At 60.8% G+C, this 19,240-nt stretch carries 18 protein-coding genes; 5 read left to right on the top strand and 13 right to left on the bottom strand.

What is annotated here, in order from left to right:
- Positions 1-3 precede the first annotated feature (3 nt).
- On the bottom strand, positions 4-804 hold the full coding sequence (gene mqnB / locus QZ377_RS01295) for a futalosine hydrolase (protein ID WP_291438819.1): 801 nt from the start codon (positions 802-804) through the stop codon (positions 4-6).
- A 5-nt stretch (positions 805-809) separates the two neighbouring features.
- Positions 810-2,123, bottom strand: a complete 1,314-nt coding sequence (locus tag QZ377_RS01290) for a nucleotide sugar dehydrogenase (protein ID WP_291438817.1) — start codon at positions 2,121-2,123, stop codon at positions 810-812.
- Between the two features lie 47 nt (positions 2,124-2,170).
- Between QZ377_RS01290 and QZ377_RS01285 the strand changes: the two genes are divergently transcribed.
- Positions 2,171-2,368 (top strand): DUF2065 domain-containing protein, encoded by a 198-nt coding sequence (locus tag QZ377_RS01285; protein WP_012625529.1) that lies wholly within the window; start codon positions 2,171-2,173, stop codon positions 2,366-2,368.
- A gap of 334 nt (positions 2,369-2,702) precedes the next feature.
- Here QZ377_RS01285 and QZ377_RS01280 read toward each other — a convergent pair whose 3' ends face one another.
- The 10 genes from QZ377_RS01280 to QZ377_RS01235 all read right to left on the bottom strand — a co-directional run bounded on the left by QZ377_RS01280 (position 2,703) and on the right by QZ377_RS01235 (position 12,957).
- Positions 2,703-3,458 carry a ubiquinone/menaquinone biosynthesis methyltransferase gene (locus tag QZ377_RS01280; protein WP_291438814.1) on the bottom strand — a complete coding sequence of 252 codons (756 nt, stop codon included), beginning with the start codon at positions 3,456-3,458 and terminating at the stop codon, positions 2,703-2,705.
- Complete coding sequence (locus QZ377_RS01275) at positions 3,459-3,629, bottom strand: hypothetical protein (RefSeq protein ID WP_012625527.1); 171 nt, start codon at positions 3,627-3,629, stop codon at positions 3,459-3,461. It lies immediately after the preceding gene.
- 787 nt (positions 3,630-4,416) lie between these two features.
- On the bottom strand, positions 4,417-6,768 hold the full coding sequence (locus QZ377_RS01270; protein WP_291438810.1) for a hypothetical protein: 2,352 nt from the start codon (positions 6,766-6,768) through the stop codon (positions 4,417-4,419).
- 427 nt (positions 6,769-7,195) lie between these two features.
- Positions 7,196-8,197, bottom strand: coding sequence for a ketol-acid reductoisomerase (ilvC, locus tag QZ377_RS01265; RefSeq protein WP_291438808.1), 1,002 nt, complete (start codon positions 8,195-8,197; stop codon positions 7,196-7,198).
- Between the two features lie 396 nt (positions 8,198-8,593).
- Positions 8,594-9,085 (bottom strand): acetolactate synthase small subunit, encoded by a 492-nt coding sequence (gene ilvN, locus QZ377_RS01260; RefSeq protein ID WP_291438806.1) that lies wholly within the window; start codon positions 9,083-9,085, stop codon positions 8,594-8,596.
- Positions 9,086-9,095: 10 nt separating this feature from the next.
- Positions 9,096-10,787 (bottom strand): biosynthetic-type acetolactate synthase large subunit, encoded by a 1,692-nt coding sequence (gene ilvB, locus QZ377_RS01255; RefSeq protein WP_291438804.1) that lies wholly within the window; start codon positions 10,785-10,787, stop codon positions 9,096-9,098.
- A 21-nt stretch (positions 10,788-10,808) separates the two neighbouring features.
- Positions 10,809-11,039 carry a YdcH family protein gene (locus tag QZ377_RS01250; RefSeq protein ID WP_012625522.1) on the bottom strand — a complete coding sequence of 77 codons (231 nt, stop codon included), beginning with the start codon at positions 11,037-11,039 and terminating at the stop codon, positions 10,809-10,811.
- Between the two features lie 54 nt (positions 11,040-11,093).
- Positions 11,094-11,396 carry a YggT family protein gene (locus QZ377_RS01245; protein WP_012625521.1) on the bottom strand — a complete coding sequence of 101 codons (303 nt, stop codon included), beginning with the start codon at positions 11,394-11,396 and terminating at the stop codon, positions 11,094-11,096.
- Between the two features lie 62 nt (positions 11,397-11,458).
- Positions 11,459-12,124, bottom strand: coding sequence for an HAD family hydrolase (locus QZ377_RS01240; RefSeq protein ID WP_291438801.1), 666 nt, complete (start codon positions 12,122-12,124; stop codon positions 11,459-11,461).
- Positions 12,121-12,957 carry a hypothetical protein gene (locus QZ377_RS01235; protein WP_291438799.1) on the bottom strand — a complete coding sequence of 279 codons (837 nt, stop codon included), beginning with the start codon at positions 12,955-12,957 and terminating at the stop codon, positions 12,121-12,123. The genes QZ377_RS01240 and QZ377_RS01235 overlap by 4 nt, the downstream gene beginning before the upstream one ends.
- Positions 12,958-13,160: 203 nt before the next feature.
- Here QZ377_RS01235 and pdxS point away from each other — a divergent pair, with 203 nt between their 5' ends.
- From pdxS to QZ377_RS01215, 4 genes are all read left to right on the top strand, one after another.
- Positions 13,161-14,042, top strand: coding sequence for a pyridoxal 5'-phosphate synthase lyase subunit PdxS (pdxS, locus tag QZ377_RS01230; protein ID WP_012625518.1), 882 nt, complete (start codon positions 13,161-13,163; stop codon positions 14,040-14,042).
- Entirely contained in the window at positions 14,043-14,618 is a 576-nt protein-coding gene (pdxT, locus tag QZ377_RS01225) for a pyridoxal 5'-phosphate synthase glutaminase subunit PdxT (protein ID WP_291438796.1), read from the top strand.
- A gap of 284 nt (positions 14,619-14,902) precedes the next feature.
- Positions 14,903-15,295 (top strand): TraR/DksA C4-type zinc finger protein, encoded by a 393-nt coding sequence (locus QZ377_RS01220; protein WP_291438794.1) that lies wholly within the window; start codon positions 14,903-14,905, stop codon positions 15,293-15,295.
- A gap of 24 nt (positions 15,296-15,319) precedes the next feature.
- Positions 15,320-17,152, top strand: coding sequence for a lysophospholipid acyltransferase family protein (locus QZ377_RS01215; RefSeq protein ID WP_291438792.1), 1,833 nt, complete (start codon positions 15,320-15,322; stop codon positions 17,150-17,152).
- 366 nt (positions 17,153-17,518) lie between these two features.
- Here QZ377_RS01215 and QZ377_RS01210 read toward each other — a convergent pair whose 3' ends face one another.
- A complete protein-coding gene (locus QZ377_RS01210; RefSeq protein ID WP_291438790.1) occupies positions 17,519-19,198 on the bottom strand; it encodes a bacteriohemerythrin in 1,680 nt (559 codons plus the stop codon).
- Between the last annotated feature and the right edge of the window lie 42 nt (positions 19,199-19,240).

Raw genomic sequence — 19,240 nt, 5'->3', positions numbered from 1 at the left:
TACTCAGATGAGGTTAAGGGCGGGCAGCACCTGGGCAAGGGCGCGCAATGCGCCGGGGAAATCTTTTTCCTCTTTGGCGCGCGGGCCCACCTTGTTGGACACGCTGCGTACTTCCACGCAGGCGATGCCCTGGCGTGCGCAGGCATAAGCCACGGCAAAGCCTTCCATATTTTCCAGATCAGCCTGATAGCGGCTTCGTAAATCCGCCGCGCGCGCAAAGCTTGCGCTGACGCCCGCCACGGTCAGTGAGCGGCAGGGGGCCAGCGTGCCGTCATCGCATCTGCCGCCAAAAGACGACAGGGCCTCAACGCCGCAAAGTGTCAGGCGGTCACGCACGGCCTCGCCCTGCGGGGGCTGCCATTGCGGAAAACCAAAAGCCCCGGCAATAACGGTCTGGCCGTCATGCAGGCCATACTCCGGCCATATCTCTTCCTGCACCAGGCAATGGGAAAGAAGAGGATGGCTTTCAAGGTCAAAAGCTCCGGCAAGACCTGCATTAAGCACTGCGCTTACGGGAGTGCCTTCGGCCTCGGCGCGGCTCAGGGCATGCCCCATGGCAAGGGCCGCGTTAACCGGGCCGATACCTGTAAGGCAGCATAATGCCACGCCTTTCTTAAGCTGTACGGGCCATATCTGCATTTCGGGCCATGACGTGGCATCCGCAGTATGGCCTTCGGACACGCGCGCCTGAACAGAGCCTGCTCCGCCATTTCCCCCATACGCGACAGGCGCGACAGGCGGGGCAAAGTCCGGCAGAAGTCCCGCCAGCTCCGGGCCAGTGGCAGCGCAGATGAGCAGGCTCACGCGGTTTACAGCCTCCAGTAATCTATGCCCGCGTCGCGCATGGCGGCCGGGTCGAGAAAGCTTTTTACGTCCAGCACCACGGCCTTGTCCGGCTGGGCAAAGAGACTCTTTATGGCATCGGGAGACAAAGCTTTATACGCATCATGTCCCACTGCCAGAATAAGGGCGTCCAGGTCGCGCAGGTCGCTCTGCGGCAACAGGGTCTGGCCGTACTCATGCAGGGCTTCGGCGGGGTCGGCCTCGGCATCGCTCACGAGCACCTGTACGCCGTAGTCTTCGAGCTCGCGGATGACGTCCACCACACGGGTATTGCGCAGGTCCGGCACGTTTTCCTTGAAGGTAAAGCCGAGAATGCCCACGCGCGCTCCGCTGATGACGCGACCGCTCTTGATCAGGCGTTTGACCGTGCATTCGGCCAGGTATTTGCCCATGTTGTCATTGATACGGCGGCCCGCCAGGATGACCTCGGGGTGAAAGCCCAGTTCTTCGGCCTTGTAAGTGAGGTAATAGGGGTCCACGCCAATGCAGTGGCCGCCCACAAGGCCGGGACGGAAGGGCAGGAAGTTCCACTTGCTGCCCGCGGCCTGTAGCACTTCAAGGGTATCAATGCCGAGGCGGCCGAAAATGATGGCAAGCTCGTTCATGAGCGCAATATTGAGGTCGCGCTGGGTGTTTTCGATAACCTTGGCGGCCTCGGCCACCTTGATGCTGGAAGCCCGGTGTATGCCCGCCGTGACCACAGAGCCGTAAACCTGCACCAGCAGGTCTGTGGTGGCGTCGTCGGAGCCGGAAACAACCTTGGTGATGGTTTCAAGGGTATGCACCTTGTCGCCGGGATTGATGCGCTCGGGCGAGTAGCCCACGGTGAAGTCGCGGCCGAATGTGAGGCCGGACTCGCGCTCAAGGATCGGCACGCAGATTTCTTCGGTAAGCCCGGGGTACACGGTGGATTCGTACACCACCACGCAGCCCTTGCTCATGTGGCGGCCCACGGTGGTGCTGGCCCCCACCACGGGGGTCAGGTCCGGCGAACGGTGGTCGTCTATGGGGGTGGGAACTGCCACAATAATAACGGCGGCTTCCTTGAGATCGGCCGGGTCGCAGGAATAACGCACATTGGCGGCCTGCAGCCTGTGATCGTCCACTTCGCGCGTGCGGTCGTGCCCGTCCTGAAGTTCCTTGATGCGCGGGGCGCTGATATCAAACCCCAGCACGTTCATCCGGCGCGAAAGGGCAACGGCCAGGGGCAGGCCCACATAGCCGAGGCCGACGACGGCCAGCGTTTCTTTGCCTTGTTGCAGGGCCTCGAATGTCACCATAATTTCATTCCTTTACAAAACAGGCTTTTTTCGTCACCAAGAAAAGCATGGACTTTGATATCGAACTTTTTTTCCGCGCCCTGGGCCTTGCCATCGTGCTTGAGGGACTGTGCTGGACGCTTTTTCCCGGCGGCATGCGCCGGGCCTTGCTGAGCATTCTTCCCTTGCCCGAAAGCCGCTTGCGTGTGGTCGGGCTGACGGCCCTGGCCCTGGGGCTGCTGGTCGTCTGGCTGGCTTCACGCTAGGCCGTCTACTTGCGCGGTTCTGCGCCGTAGTGAGCGCCTTCAAAACTTTGAGAAGCTATTCCCAAAGCTGTCGTGCTCCTGTGGCTGCCGGGCAGCGCTGCGCAAGCGTTGCCGCCTGCCGTGCCATACAGAAGGCGGTACTGCTGTGCGGCTTTGCAAAACGGCAGTGGCCTGAACATTTTTTGCCCTTTCTGCCCCTGTGATCACGTGCATGATCAAAGGTTGCGCCAGCCGCGCACGTGGCACGGTAATGGCTTGCCGCCGCATGGAAGCCATGTGCGCTTTTTACCGGTTCAGGCGGCCGCCACCGTTCGGGATCGTCTGTGCCGGATGCCTAGCGGGCCTTTTCACCCACATGCAGGCAGACAATGCCTGACGTGAGCTTCTGATACCACGCCCTGCGGAATCCGGCCTTGCGCATTTCTTTTTCCAGCTCAACGGCTGAGGGAAACACGCGGATAGTGTCCGCCAGATAGGCATAGGCTGCGGGATCTTTGGAAAACATACGGCCCACGCGGGGCAGCAGGTGGTTCAGGTACACATTGTACAGGCCGCCCCAGATGCGCTCGCGGCCCGAGCCGAATTCCAGAATACAAGCCCGGCCACCGGGGCGCAGCACACGCAGCATTTCGGCAAAGGCCGTTTCACGCGGGATGATGTTGCGTATGCCGAAAGCGATGGTCAGGCAGTCTACCGAAGCATCGGGCAGGGGCAGGCGCTTGGCGTCGGCAGCCACGGGCAGGATGCGCCGGGCATTGTCGCCCTTGAGCTTGCGGCTGCCCTGCACCAGCATGGGAGGGCAGAAGTCCAGCGCGGGTACAAGGGCCGTGGGGTACTGGCGGCGGATAGCCAGTGACACGTCCAGGGTTCCGGCGGCCAGGTCGAGCACCACGCCGCCTTCGCCCAGCCGCACGTTGCGCGCCAGCACCTTGCGCCAGTGCTGGTCAAGCCCCAGGCTGAGAACACGGTTGAGCAGATCATAAAAGCGTACAATGCGGCCGAACATGCCGGCCACGGCAGCATCATGTGAAGGCGCGGGAGCCGGGGCCGAGGCCCTGTCCTGCTGCCCGGAAAGCCGAGAAGAGTCCACTTATTTACCCTTGTTGTCCTGATCCGCGTCAACACCGATGGCCGTGCAGACCACCCGGTAGACAGAGGGAAAAACCTCCGCAAAATTGCCGGGCGAAACCGTGCGTGTTTCAATAAACTTGGCGGTCAGTTCCTTGGCCACCTGCAGGGCTTCTTTGCGATCTTTATCCATACGGTCCTCGTGCCTCGTTACTGCCGTCCGGCAGGTTGCGCGGTTGCGGGGCCTGCGCCTCCGGCCGCGCGGCCGGAAAACAAAACCCGCCCTTTGGGGAATGGCCATGACCCACAGCGGGCATTGCCTGGACGGGAAAAAGAACGGAAACGAAAGCCCCCGCCCCCTTTTTTATATACGCGCCGGGCATGCTCCCGGCTTGCTGCATGGCGTTGCCCGTGGGCAAGCACCCGTATGACTGTGCCTGTCGCATGGCCTGGGCCACGCCTCGTTACGGTCAATACGGCCAATATGACCGTTGAAAATGCGCCGCCCCGCCAGGTTTTGGTCTTGAGCAAAACCGCATGCGGCGAACTTGGCGGGGCACTGTCCCATGCAGGAGAAATCGCGCAAGAGCATATGCGTTCCGCCTCTGCTTGGCAAGCCTGACACCGCCAGGACGGCATGGTTTGCCAATAGGGGCCGACCGCGTTTGTATTTCCGCACAGGGCCAAAAAACATTTCCGCGACACAGCCGCACGTACCGCCGTGGCACGTTGAAGCGCCGGGGTAACGGGGTGAGGCGGCCCTGCTGCTTTTGCCTGTAATGTTCTTCGCTGTAACCGTTGAGGCGCATTCGCCTTGCGCGCATGGCTTTGCGGCCTGCTTCCTCAGACCGCTGTGCAGCCAGGGGAAGTGTCCGGCAAGCCGGGCGTGTTTTTCGGCACGGGCTTTTGCAAAAAATTGCGCAGGGCAGATTGCCATTGTCAATGCCTGTCCGCTCTTTTGCCCGAGCGCAGCCCCTTTGCTATGCTTCGCTTTCCAGCAGACGGGCGATCTCTTCGCGCAGTATACGGGCTGCTGCGGCTGCCGCGGACTTTTCCACCTGCTCGTTGAAGCGTGGTTCAAGACCGTCCAGCCGCTCTTCTATGGAGTCCAGACGGGCTGAAGTGCCGCGCAGCATCAGATCGGTATTGTCCAGACGCTCTGCCACGGCTGGACCGTCGCTGGGAGCGGAACCAGGAGCCTGGCCGGCTGTCTCCTGAAGCGCCGCTTGTGCGGCCTGTTGTGCGGCTTCTGCGGCGGCAGCCTGTATGGCGTCCATCAGGCGCTGGTGCAGGGGATGCCCCGGCTCAAAAAGGGCCTCGGCCAGTGCATCGGCAGTATCCGGGGCCGCGTTGCTTTGCTGCATGGCGGCTCCGGCGGCTTCTTCGGCATTGCGGGCCACTTGCAGGACCTCGTCCACAGCGTGAGCAGAATCCCTGCCGACAGCGCGGGCCGTATTTTGCGCTTCTTCGGCGCTTGCCTGGGCCAGGCCGGCTGCCTCACGCGCTTCATCCGCAAGGGCGCGGGCCTGTTCTGCCGCTTCACGGGCTTCAGCCACGGCTGACTCCAGAGCGCTTACGCGCTCTTCGGCCTGACGCAGCAGCTCCGCGCACTGGTCCAGGCGTTCGGCAAGCGCGCCGGAAGCCGGGGCAGGGGAAGGAACAACGGCGGAACTCGCCGTGGCCGCAACATCGGCAATGGGAGAGATTCCCGTTTTTTCCGGTTTTTCAGTATGTTCCGTGTCGGCCGTGTCGACCATGTCGGCCGGGGCCTCTGCGGCATTTGCAGTGGCTGCGGCAGGCACTGTGTCCACGGCGTCTGCAATGTCTGTATGGCTGGCACTGTCAGCCATGTCAGAAGAGTCAGCGGCTTCTCCGTCCGGATCCATGCGGGGCTGCTCAGCGGCAGGCGCTTTTTCCGCCTGCTGGACGGGCAGGGCTTCGGCGCCCGCCGCGTCCGGTGTATTCGTCACGCCCATTACGTCCGTTACGTCCGTCACGTCCGGGAGCGGATCAGCCGCGGCTGTTGCGCCTCCGGTGACTTCGGCCAGAAGGGCGTCAATATCCAGATCTGAAAGCGGGTCCTGGGTCGCCCCCGGGGCCGCGCTCTTCGGCACAGGCTGGGCTGGGACTTCGGGTTCCGGCTGTGCGGGGCTTTCTGCAACAGGCTGTTCTGCTGTTTGCGGCGCAGCGTCTTCCGTAGCCGCAGGGGTGGCCGGGGCCGCCTGTTTCGGCTGTGTTGCGGGTTGCTCCGCGGTTTGCGCGGTGTTGTCTGCGGGGCTGTCCGTCTTTTCTGCTACGGTGTGCGCGCTTTCGCGCTCTTCGGCATCCGCAGCGGCCAGCAGGGCATCCAGGTCAAAGTCCAGTTCATCGGTACCGGTCTTCGCCGCAGCGGGCTGGCCCGCATCCGGAGTGCTCGCGGCGGGATTGACGGCGGCCAGCAGTATGTCAAGGTCTGCCGCAAGGGCTTCGGGGTTGAAGGACGCACCTGTTGCCGGGCTGGATTCAGGCAGGGGCGCAGCGCCATTGCCGGAGGCGGCGTTTTCTTGTGGGGTAGCGGCCTGCGGGGCGGCGGCCGGAGGTTCGGAGGATTCCTGCACGGGCTGTGCCGTCGAACGCTCTTCGGTTGCGGCACTTGGCGCGGCAGCAGCCTTGTCCGCATGAGCGGGAGCGGCGCGCCACGCTGCGGGATCGCTTGAGCCGAGCAGGGCTTCCAGTTCGTCAGAAATAACAGGCTCCGGCACGATCCCGGCGGCCAGCAATTCATCCACGTCCGGCGTGTCGGCGGGGGCGCCGTCGGCAGCAGCCACAGGCCGGGCAGAGGTGGGGCATGCGCCCCCTGCCAGACCGGCCAGCATCTGGTCCACGGCTGCATCCGTGTTGCGGGGCGACGGAGCCGCCGGGGAACGCTGCGGCGGCTGTGGTGGAATATCAAGAGAATTCAAAAGATTGTCGACCTCTCCCATGCCGGGCATATGCAGTTTTTCGTTGGGGTCCACAATATGTCCATCAGGCGCAAAGGCAGTGCCTGAAAAAGCAGGCTCGTCGGCTTGCGGGAATGCAGCATTGCCTGCGCCTGCGGGCGGCACCTCGCCTTCGGCGGGGATATCTTCGTCGTCGTCCCTGGCTTCCATCTGCGCCAGCAGATCGTCAATTTCCGCATCGGCCTGGCGGCCTTCTTCATTCAGGCTGCGCATGTGCGAATGCAGACCGCTCTGATCGTCATCGTTGGAAGCGGGAGCGGCCTCGTCAGTTGCCGGAACCTCGCCTTTTTCGATAAGTTCTGTCAGGTCGATGATTTCTTCAGTATTTTCATGGGCGTTTTGGGCAGCCATGCGCGACCTCATGGGGTTAGGAACAATCGGCTTCGGGGCCGGAAGGGCGGGATTTGTCGCCTGTATGCGGTATGGTGGCCGCTGGTCGTGCCGCCGGAGCGAAACACGTGCAAAGCCACGGTTTTTCGTATCAGGTTATGAGAAAAGACGCAAACACGCCGCGTTGGGACATGGCGACATTGCCGGCCGCGGGAAGCTGGGCAACCTGCCGCGAAGCGGCATGGCAGGATATCTGTTCTTTTGCACGATGCGTTGTGTTTGCGAGGCCCTGTGCGCGCAACGGCGGGCAGCCTTGCGAGTGAAAGGGTTTGCAACCATCCCGTAGCGATATTTTACGGCAGGGTGGGTACAAAAGAACCGGCCGCCCGGAGGGGCGGCCGATTGTATTTGCTGGTGGTGCGCGTGAAGGCGCACACCTGGGCAGACATTAGTCTTTTTTGTCTTTCTTGAGCCAGGGCATCATGCTGCGCAGCTCTTTGCCCACCTTTTCGATCTGGTGTTCAGATTCGTTGCGGCGGGTGGTAAGGAACATGGGGTACTTGGCGCGGGCTTCAAGGATGAAGTTGCGCGCGAATACGCCGCTCTGGATGTCCTTGAGCACGGCCTTCATTTCTTTTTTCACCTCATCGGTGACAAGGCGGGAGCCGGTGACATAGTCGCCGTACTCAGCGGTATTGCTGATGGAGTAGCGCATGCGCGAAAGGCCGCCTTCGTACATGAGGTCCACAATGAGCTTCATTTCGTGCAGGCACTCAAAATAGGCCATTTCGGGCTGGTAACCGGCTTCTACCAGAGTTTCAAAGCCGGCCTTGATCAGGGCGGAAATACCGCCGCACAGCACGGCCTGTTCACCGAAGAGGTCGGTTTCGGTCTCTTCACGGAAGGTGGTTTCAATCACGCCGGAGCGTGCGCCGCCAACACCCTTGGCGTACGCCAGAGCCATCTGAAGGGCTTTTCCGGTGGCGTCCTGCTCAATAGCCACGAGGCAGGGTACGCCGCCGCCCTCGGTGTAGGTGCGGCGCACCAGATGGCCGGGACCCTTGGGCGCGATGAGGAAGACGTCCACATCCTTGGGCGGCTGGATCTGACCGAAGTGGATGTTGAAACCGTGGGCGAACAGCAGGGCCTTGCCTTTGGAAAGGTTGGGCTTGATGTCGTTTTCGTAAACGGCGGCCTGCACTTCGTCGGGCAGCAGAAGCATAATCAGGTCGGCCTGGGCGGCGGCTTCAGCGGCGGAAACCGGATTGAAGCCGTGTTCCTTGGCCAGGTCGTAGTTGGCGCCGCCGGGGCGCTGACCCACCACAACCTTGACGCCGGAATCGCGGAGGTTCTGGGCGTGGGCGTGGCCCTGGCTGCCGTAGCCGATGATGGCGACGGTTTTATCCTTCAGGAGATTAAGGTCGGCATCCTGATCGTAATACACTTTCATCTGAAATTCCTCTGAGATCACTCACGGTTAAACAAAATTGTATTTCTTTCCACCGTTGGGAAAGAACGTGGGGCCTGGACAGAAGCGCCGGGCGCTGTTGCGCCCTCAGGCGGCGGTAGGTGCGGGCGCGGAACTGCCTGCGCGCAGGGGCGGCCCCTGGGGATAAGGGGCACAGGCCGCCTGCGCCGCCCCATGCCGGAGAGGGCCTTGTGGGCCGTCAGGCGCGGGAACGGGCAGTCCTGAACCAGAGTGCCTTTGAAACGCCGTGAAGGCTCAAAGGCATGTGCAGTGGAACGCGTGTTTCCTGCACTCACGCCGCGTTGCGGCGTATCGCACCGTGTGCGGCGGCAGAGCGGATAAATATGTTAATGAAAATCCGCTCATGGGCAAAAAGCCCTAATCCGCCTTTTTGGAACGACGCATGGCTACAGAGCCTGTGCGTGCCAGTTCCTTGATGCCGAAGCGCTGTAAAAGATTGATGATGGCATCCAGCTTGTCCTGATTGCCTGTAGCCTCAATGGTCATTTCATTGGGGCTTACATCCACCACCTTGCAGCGGAATATCTCAACGGTGCGCAGAATCTCACCCCGCATGGGGCCGTCAGCCTGCACCTTGACAAGCATCATTTCGCGCTCGACAGCGGCAATGTCTGCAAAGTCCACCACCTTGATGACAGACACGATTTTGTGCAGCTGTTTCATTATCTGCTCTAAAATCAGGCTGTCGCCTTCAGTTGTGATGGTCATGTGCGAAACGCCCTCTTCCAGGGCCGGGGCCACATTGAGCGAATGGATGTTGAAGCCGCGCCCGCTGAACAGCCCCGCCACGCGGGAAAGTACGCCGGGTTCGTTTTCCACCAGCACGGAAAGCACATGTGTCTTGGTCATAGCCCCTCCTTTACACCAGCAACATTTCATCAAGCGCCGCGCCGGCGGGCACGATGGGGTACACATTTTCCTCGCGCTCAACCACTACGTCGATAAAGGCCGGGTTTGGTGTGGCAAGGGCCTTTTCAAGCGTGGCGCGCAGGTCTTCGGGCTTTTCAATGCGGTAGCCTTCGGCCCCGTAGGCTTCGGCCAGCTTCACAAAGTCCGGCTGGGCCTCCATGTTGGTGGAGCTGTAGTTCTGGTTGTAAAAGAGTTCCTGCCACTGGCGCACCATGCCGAGGTGGCGGTTGTTCAGGATGACCACCTTGATGGGCAGCCTGTTGGCAACCACGGTAGCCAGTTCCTGGATGTTCATCTGCAATGAGGCGTCGCCCGCGACGGTGATGACTTTTTTGTGGGGAAAGGCAAACTGCGCGCCTATGGACGCGGGAAAACCGTACCCCATGGTGCCGAGGCCCCCGCTGGTGAGCAGGGTGCGTGGCCTGGTGAATGTATAGAACTGGGCTACCCACATCTGGTGCTGGCCCACCTCGGTGGCGATGATGGCGTCATCGTTGGAAAGCTCGTACAGGGTCTGGATGACTTCCTGCGGCTTGATATTGTGGTTTTTCTGGTAGCAGAGGGGTTTGCTTTTCTTCCATTCGCCCACGGCCTCAAGCCATGCGGCGTGTTCGCTGCTCCAGTCTTTGCCTTCAAGCTTGGCGTTGCAGATTTCGCCCATGCCTTCAAGCGCCAGGCGGCAGTCGCCCACCACAGGAACGTGCACTTCCACATTCTTGCGTATGGATGTGGGGTCGATATCAATATGCACAATGCGCGCCTTGGGCGCGAAGCCCGCCAGCCTTCCGGTGACGCGGTCATCAAAGCGCGCGCCCACGCATACCAGCACATCGGCGTTGTTGATGGCCAGGTTGGCGGCATAGGTTCCGTGCATGCCGACCATGCCGAGCCACAGCGGGTCGGTGGCGGGAAAGGCCCCAAGGCCCATGAGTGAACAGGTGACAGGAATTTGCAGCTTGCGCGCAAGGCTCGTGAGGGCCTCGGCCGCATTGGACATGATAACCCCGCCCCCGGCCAGAATGACAGGGCGTTCCGCACGGGCCAGCTCTTCTACCGAGCGCCGCAACTGATTGAGGTTGGGCTTGTAGGTGGGGTTATAGCTGCGCATGTAGACTTCTTCGGGCCACACGAACTCGGCTTTGCCCTGCATGACGTCTTTGGGCAGGTCAATGAGTACGGGGCCGGGGCGGCCTGTGCGCGCCAGATAAAAAGCCTGACGGATGGTAAGGGCCAGCTTGCTGATGTCCTTTACCAGAAAATTGTGTTTGGTGCAGGGCCGGGTGATGCCCACGATGTCTACTTCCTGAAAGGCGTCATTGCCGATCAGTTGTGTGGGAACCTGCCCCGTAATCACTACCAGAGGAATGGAATCGGAATAGGCTGTGGCTATGCCCGTCACCGTATTGGTGGCTCCGGGACCGGAGGTTACCAGGCAGGCGCCTACCTTGCCGGAGGCGCGGGCATAGCCGTCAGCCGCGTGCACAGCCCCTTGTTCGTGTCGTACCAGCACGTGACGTATTTCTTGATGTCGCGGCAGTTCGTCATAGATGTCAATCACAGCGCCGCCGGGATACCCGAACAGCACGTCAACGCCTTCTCTCTTCAGGGACTCAAGGAGAATCTGCGCACCTGTACATTCCATAGCCGGCTCCTTAACAGCCTGCTAGCAATCCTGTTTTTTTATCCTGTCGAGGATTGCCATGAGCTGGGTTTTGCCTTCAAGCTTCTGTTTTTTCAATTGCTTCAAGGTTTGTTCTTCGGTAGGGGTGCGGAAGGCCTTGCCTTCAAGCTTTTCTACCTGCTTTTCGTAGAGCACGTGATCTTCCCAAAGGGATTTCAGCTCCGGATCAGTAGCCGCATACTTGTTTAGTAGTTCTAGTTCATGCTGATCCATAAGAAATCTCCATTGTTAGATGTTCGAACGCGGAAGCCCGCGAGGAAGCCAGGGTTATTGAATGGCAAGCGCGTACTGGGCAAGAGAGGCAACCACAATGCGGTTGAAAAGCTCAATGCTCAGCAGCACCACCACCGGGGAAAAGTCCATGCCAGTGGTGTAGGTAAAGGGCAGCCACTTGCGCACACGGTAAAACACGGGTTCCGTGAGGGCGCGCAGGGTGCGCACTATGGGATTATAGGGGTCGGGCCGCACCCAGGTAAGCACGGCCGCGATGATGACAATCCAGAAATACAGGTTCAGCAGTGAGCCGAGAATCATGGCAACGGCGCTCATGGTATTGGCCAGAACAATCATGCGCCCTCCAGAATGGCGGTCTTTGTGTCAAAAAAATACGTTCGGGGAGGCCCGGCGTGATCTTACGCCTCGGCCTTTTGGGGCGGCAATGTCCGGTTCAGTGCGGCGTGCAGGCCTGCATAATCCGTGACTGTTATCTGCCCCCGGAGAGACCCGCTGCCAAATGCCGCGAATACTACGCCCGCCCCCCGGGCCGCTTCCTTGTCATGTTCGCTGTCGCCCACAAAAAGCACGGTTTCGGGCGGAACGCCCCAGGCGGAACAGATGTACCGCGTGCCTTCGGGAGACGGTTTGGGCGCTGCCGTATCGGCCGCAACCACAGGATCAAAATAGGTGGGCAGGCCGAAAATGTCCAGAACCGTTTGTATTCCCTCAAACCTGCGGTTGGTATGCACAGCCATGCGCACCCGGCGGTCACGAAGGTCATCAATAAAATCGGTAAACCCCGGTTGCAGGCGCAGCATGGGCAGTATGTCGCGCCGGTAGTTGACAACTTCGCGTGTTACATACTCTATCTGATCGTGAAGATGCGGCGGCACAATATGCAGCAGCGATTGTAAGGCGGTCGCCATGAAGCAGTATTCTTCCTGCTCCAGCGTCATGGGCGGCAAATCAAAGTGTTCAAGAACGCGATTGTAGAAGATGTTGTTTGATTCGCGCGAATCTATCATCACACCATCGCAGTCAAAGATTACTCCCGCAAGGCCGTGGGGGAAAAGTGCGCTCATGATGCTGGCCTCCATACGAGCCACAGGCGCTCAACATCCAGAGGCGGAGAACCGGTGGGTTGTTTGCGGCCGAGAATCCGCCATGCCGGGGCACGGGCCTGCAACAGCCCCGGCATGTTCGCGGCCAGGGCAGTGGTGTCTTCTTCGACCGGGCTGAAGTCCGCTTCTTCCTGTATATCTTCGGCCATGGGGCCTTCAGCCAGAATGGGCAGATCAGGCGGCAGAAAGTACATGGCATTGGCCGCTACCAGCCGCCAGGGGGGCATAAGGCCAAGGTCGAGGCTGACGGGCGTACCCAAAATGCCTGCTCCGGCATGCCCTTCAGAAGCGCCGAGGCCCGGAATTTCGCCGTCTTCCACACCGAGCGAACGGGTGAAGGACTCGGACTTGAGGGTCAGGGCGCGGGCCATGTCTGCCAGTTCGGCCATGCGTTCTTCCTGAAGCCATGCCCAAAGAAGGGCCTTGTGCGCCTGTTCGTGCTCAATGCGCTGCTTGCGGACGGCTTCGGCCTTGAGGGCGGCCTCGTTGTCTGCGTTGCCAAATTCACGCAGCAGCGCCATTTCCGAAGCGTGGCGAGCCGCGCGGGCATTGCCTGCTGAGGCTGCCCCTACGGGCAGGCCCGAAAGCGCCTCGTCGCCCATGCGGCGCAGGTCTTCAAGGCAGGCCGCGGCCTCGCGCGGGGCAAAGGGATAGTCGGGCGGGCAGTATGCGCCTGCCTGCGGCGGTTGCGGCAGGCCGGGCCACAAAAGCTGGGTCGCGGGCAGGTCCGCGTGCAGGTCCGTCAGGGAGCCGCGCAGAAAAGGCAGCCTTATACAGAAACTGGGTGTGGTCATCATAGGCATCCTCTGGAAAAATACAGCATACTCAGAGCCGGGGGCGAGCGCAAGCCGGGGGCGGGACGGACCTGTCCCGCCTTTGCGCAATGTATTGTCAGGCGAACGCTTATGACATATATAGCATCCCAGCAACGCCGCAGCGTGAGCGGTAGACTGCCAAACATCTCGCCGGCAGACCCGGCTCAGAAGGAGTAGAAGAAATGGAACAGGGCACCATTCGCCTGAAGACAGGCCTTGCAGAAATGCTGAAAGGCGGCGTGATTATGGACGTCACCACTCCCGAACAGGCTAAAATCGCTGAAGAAGCCGGCGCTTGCGCCGTAATGGCTCTGGAGCGTGTGCCTGCGGACATTCGCGCTGCCGGCGGCGTTGCCCGCATGGCTGATCCCACCATTGTTAAAAAAATCATGGAAGTAGCCACCATTCCCGTTATGGCCAAGGCGCGCATCGGCCACTTTGTGGAAGCGCGTATTCTTGAATCTATGGGCGTGGACTATATTGACGAGAGCGAAGTGCTCACCCCGGCTGACGACAAGTATCATATCGACAAGCGCGACTTCACCGTGCCGTTTGTCTGCGGCTGCCGTAACCTGGGCGAAGCCCTGCGCCGCATTGCCGAAGGCGCGGCCATGATTCGTACCAAGGGCGAGCCCGGCACCGGCAACGTGGTTGAAGCCGTGCGCCATTGCCGTCAGGTGATGGACGAAGTACGCATGCTCTGCGCCCTGCCCGAAGCCGAAGTACCCAATTTTGCCAAAGAAATGGGCGCTCCTCTTGAGCTGTGCCTGCTCGTGCGCAAAGAAGGCCGCCTGCCCGTGGTCAACTTTGCCGCCGGCGGCATCGCCACCCCGGCTGACGCCGCCATGATGATGCATCTTGGCTGCGACGGCGTGTTTGTGGGGTCCGGCATCTTCAAGTCCGGCGACCCGGCAAAGCGTGCCAGAGCCATTGTGCAGGCCGTGACAAATTACAAGGATTTCGCCCTGCTGGCCGAAATCTCCCGCGATCTTGGCGAACCTATGGTGGGCATTGAAATTTCCACCATTCCCTCGGGTGAACGCATGCAGGAGCGGGGCTGGTAGATGGCCCGCTGTGTGGGTGTGCTGGCCCTTCAGGGGGCGTTTCGTGAGCATGTGGCCGCCGTGTCCCGTCTGGGCGTGGCGGCCCGCGAAGTGCGCCAGCTCAAGGATATGGACGGCATTGACGCCATGATCATTCCGGGCGGTGAAAGCACCACCATGGGCAAACTGCTCAACGAGTGGCATATGCTGCAACCGTTGCGGGAGCGCATTGAGCAGGGCATGCCGGTATACGGTAGCTGTGCCGGACTTATCCTGCTGTGTCGCGTTATTGAAAATTCTGACCAGCCCCGGCTGGGCGTGCTGGATGCCACCGTGCGGCGCAATGCTTTCGGCCGTCAGGTGGACAGCTTTGAAACTGATCTTGCCATGCCGGAAATCGGGCCGGAACCTGTCCCGGCGGTCTTCATCCGCGCTCCTGTCATCACTGGCATGGGGCCGGGCGTAAAGGTGCTGGCCGAGGTCAAGGGGCAGGCGGTGGCGGTGCGCCAGAACAATATTCTGGCTACGTCCTTTCATCCGGAGCTGACTCCGGATACGCGCCTGCATGGTTACTTTCTGGGTATGTGCGGTAGCTGAGGCAAAAGCCATCCCGCGGAAAGGACAGCTTCCGGCGGCACGCAGGCCGTCGCACAGTCCCGCTATGCGGATGCTTTGAATATGGCGGCCGTATAAGCCCGCACCCATGCTTCCAATATAAAGGGGAGAAACGTCAAAAGCGTTTCTCCCCTTTGCCGTTTTTTCTCCATTTTGCCGTCAATGTGCCGCATGATTTAACATGCCTGGCACCTTGTTGCCAAAATACGGGCGCACACTGCCTCAAGAACAACAGTTCAACCGCCGGTAAATCCGGGGAGGCAGTTATGCACGACACCATCATGCTTAAACAGGTACAGGATGAACTGGCCGACGAGTTGCGGCGCATGACCCTGTTGCGCGCAGGCTTTCAGGCGCAGCATTTTTCTGACGAGGCAGATGCCGCCAGCCATATGGAGGCGGCGCATATTGCCTATTGCCGCGCCCGCCGCAGTGTTCAGCGCATCCGCGATCTTGAGCGTTTGCTGCATCTTTTGCGGCACAACGGCCCGCGCCAGTGTGCCGATTGCGGTGAGGATATCCCGCTGGAGCGCCTTGTGGCCGCTCCGGGAACTGTGCGCTGCTTTTCTTGCCAGCAGCAGGAAGAGAGCGTGGCCGCTTCACTGGCGGCCACCTTGCAACGCGGAACCTGCACCGAATCGCACGCTCTGTTCTGCTGACACCGTAAAAATCAGGAGATGCATATGCAAGGCAATACCGATCTGCTTCCTTTGGCTCCGGGACGAGAGCCTTCAGGCCGGGGCGGGGCCGGCCGCTCCCCCCTGCGTCGTCTGGCAGACGGCCTCGGACGCCAGGCGCGGGCCGTGGCACGGCACCTGAGCGGGTTTACCGCTCTGGAAAGAGCGGCAGGGCGTCTGCCATATTGCGATTCGCCGCAAACCTGGGCCGCAGCCAGCCTGGCGCTGCTGGATATCAGGGTTTCCTGCACCGGAGAGGACCTTGGCCGTATTCCGGTCAAGGGGCCGGTGATCTTTTATGCCAACCATCCTGGCGGCGCGCTGGATGGCCTGCTTATGGCGGCCCTGTGCGGCCGCGCCCGCCCGGATCTGAAAATCATTGTTAATGCCGGTCTGCTGCGTTTGCCGCAATTGGCGCCATTGGCCCCCATGCTGTTGCCGCTGGACCTTACAGGTGAAGACCGCGTGGGCAACGGGGCAAGTCTGCGCCGTGCGGTCAGGCATCTGCGCCAGGGCGGCGCGCTGGGCATCTTCCCTTCGGGGCATGTGACCCGCTGGAAGCCGGGCAGGGGTTTTGAGGAACAGCCGTGGGACACGCTTTTGGCCCGTCTCGGCCTTTGGAGCAAAGACAGCCGGCCTGGGCAGACAGCGGAGAACGCCCCGCTTTATATTCCCCTGCATGTGGAAGCCGCCCCTGATCCGCTTTTTCTTGCCGCAGCCTGCCTGCGCGAAGAGCTTGCCGCAGCGCTGCTGCCGCGGGTGCTTTGGCGGCAGCGCGGAACAGGTGTGGCACTGCACGTGGGCGAACCTTTGCGGGAGCAGGTTCTGACAGGGCTTGATCCTGAGCAGCGTATCCAGTGTCTGAGCCTGTACCGTCGGCACCTGGCGGAAAAGCGCAGACAGGCTCCACGTTTACGGGCTGCTGGAACAAGGCGGCATGCGCCGCTGGCCCCGGCCGCCGACAGGAATGAGATTACGACGGCTCTGGCGGAGTTTTCGCCGGGGAACACACTTGTCAGAGAAGGCAGGTACAGCGTCTACCTGATGCAGGGGGACGATTGCCCGGTTTTACTGGACGAAGTAACGCGCCGCCGGGAAGAAAGCTTTCGCGCTCTGGGAGAGGGGACAGGCAAGCCCCGTGATACTGACCGTTATGACCGTCAGTATGAGCACCTTCTGCTGATTGATGAAGAAGGGCAGCGCCTGGCCGGAGCTTACAGGGCTCGTCTGGTCAGGGCCGACGGGACAGGAAGCGGGCGGGGCAGCCTTTATACGGCTTCGCTTTTTCACTATGATCCGGAGTTTTTCCGCCAGTGCGGAAATGCGCTGGAACTGGGCCGGGCCTTTGTCTGCCCGGAATACCAGAGGGAATACGCCCCTCTCATGCTTTTGTGGAAGGGTATTGCCCGGCTTGCGCTGCTGCGCGGAACCGGCACGCTTTTCGGCCCGGCCAGTATGGGCCTTGATTATGGTCCCTGCTCTGTGGACATGCTGTGGCGTCACCTGCGTATGCGTCACTGGCATGCGCCGCTGGCGGCTTTTGTGCGAGGCCGCAGGCCAAGGGTTTTGCGCCGGGAACTGCCCTTTGCCCGGCACATGGACTACAGCGGTGTCAATGCGCTGGTGCGGCAGATGGAGGGCGGCCGGAACCTGCCCATTCTTTTCAAGCACTATTTGCAATTGGGCGGGCGGATAGCGGCATTTCACGAAGACAGGGCATTCGGGACGCTGGACGCCCTGCTGGTGGTGGACCTGCTCAATGCGCCGGAAAAGCAGTTGCGCCGCTTTATGGGAGAAGAGGGCATGGCCGCCCTGCATGACGGCATGTGGTATACATAGCCGAAACCTCCGCTGTGCTCTCCGCCGTTTTTGTGTGTCGCCCGGCCCGCGTGTTTCGCGGTCCGGTTTTTTTGTTGGGGCAGGGCGTTATGTGCTTTCTGGAAGCAACACTGTGTGCTCTTGCCGCAGGCGAGATGGCTGCTGTCTCAGCCCTCACGGCCCGCGATGCCGCAGCGCCGCAGAAAAACGGTCTTGCCGCAGGGGTGTGGCAAGGCCGTTTGGGCGTGTTTTTCAGGGAAGGGATTTTTTGTTCGTGCCTGCCTCAGGGTCGCCTTGGGCGCGAATCCCGGCACTGTGCACATTCAGCAGCTACCTGCTGTTGTGGGGAACAGACCGCGTCATTGCCCCGGGTGCTCTGTAACCGGCCTAGCGGCCATGATCCTGCTCAAAGTCTTCTTTTTTGAGGTAGGGCAGGTATGTGGGGTCTGTACCCATAATGTGCTGCACAAGCCAGTCCTTGAGGAAGGTCAGCAGGTCCATGCTCACGGTGGCAGTGCCGGATTTGAGCTGTTCTTCCACTTCGTCCAGTTTTGCCACAAATTTTCTGTGTATTTTCATATGCTCCGCCGCGCCCAGATAGGCGGTGGCGGTGAACAGCTTTTCTTCGTCTGCGAAGTGCGTGGCCGTATAGTCGCGCAGCTTGCGCAGGATGGCTTGCAGGTCTTCCGAGGTACGGTTGTGGGCCATGGCTGTGTACAGTTCGTTGATATAGTCAACCAGCAGCCGGTGCTGCCTGTCCACCATGGCTACATGCAGGTCGAGCTTGGCCGTCCACTGTACGAACTTGTCCGAGGTGGCCTGCTCGTAATCGCCGGTAACCAGCGCATTAATGGTCATGTCCAGCTCTTCCATGCCGCTCTGGAAGCTCAGCAGGGCAGTGATGAATGTTTCCATGCTGGAGGCCGTCTGCTCCGATATCTGGCGGATTTCGCCCATGGTGCCGCTGGTGCCGACGGTCTGCTCGGACTGTTCCTTGACGCCCTGGGCTACGGTCTGGAGATAGCCGGCGGTTTCGTTCATGGCATGGAGAATGTCGCGCATGAAAGCTCCGGCCCGCGCGGCCTGTTCGGCCCCGTCCATGCTCAGGCGGGCGGCCTTGTCTACAGTCTGCACATTGATTTGTGTTTCATCCTGTATGGCGCGTACGGCTTCTTCCACTTCCTTGGTGGCTCCCATGGTTTTTTCGGCCAGTTTGCGCACCTCGTCGGCCACAACGGCAAAGCCCCGTCCGGCATCTCCGGCGCGGGCGGCTTCAATGGCGGCATTGAGGGCCAGCAGGTTGGTCTGGTCGGCAACTTCATTGATGACGGCCATGACATTACCGATATTGCTGGCTTTTTCGCCCAGCCCGGCCATGGCGGTTTTGAGATGTACGATGACGTCTTTGAGTTTTTCGATGGAAGACAGCGCGCCTTCCACTTCGCGCTCGCCTGTGGCGGCACTGGCGCTGGAGCGCTGGGCGCTTTCTGAAAGTTCCTGTACCCTGGTTGAAGACTCGAAAGCTGCCTGCGAAACTTCTTCCATCGCCCGGCTGGTTGCAGTGAGACTGTCGCGCTGCGATTCAACGCCCTTGCTCACCTCAACTACCAGGCTGGTCAGGTCGCGCACCTCGGTGGACAGGTTGCTGCACACGGTGTGCGCCTTGTGCAGGACCATGGCCCCGCGTTCGGACTTGTTGTGCAGTTTCTTTTTTTCTTCTTCAACGGTAGCCAGACGTGTTTTGAGTTCTTCGGCCATGGCGCGCATGTCTTTGATGGCCTCGGCGTCTTCCGCCACGACCTGCTCGGCATCGTGCAGGTGGCTGAAGCAGTATTCGGCCCGTTCCGCCACATCGCCTTCACGGGCGGGGGCGCCATCGGCAAAAAGGGCGTCGCTTTGCTCCCGCAGTTTTCTGTCCTCGCCCCTGCGTTTCAGCCAAAGGGCCGCATCCGCCACGGCGCAGGCTGCGGCAAAGGCAGGCAGCAACCATTGCAGGCCTTGCGGCTTTCCCATAAAGGCCATGCCGCAGAGAGAACACAATATGAAGAGTTGCAGTATAATGCCCATATATTTCCGCCTTGGTTTGCTTGCTTATCGGCAATAGTATAA

Source organism: Desulfovibrio sp. (assembly GCF_019424165.1).
GTDB lineage: Bacteria > Desulfobacterota > Desulfovibrionia > Desulfovibrionales > Desulfovibrionaceae > Desulfovibrio.
This window is presented reverse-complemented; position numbering and strand designations above follow the sequence as displayed.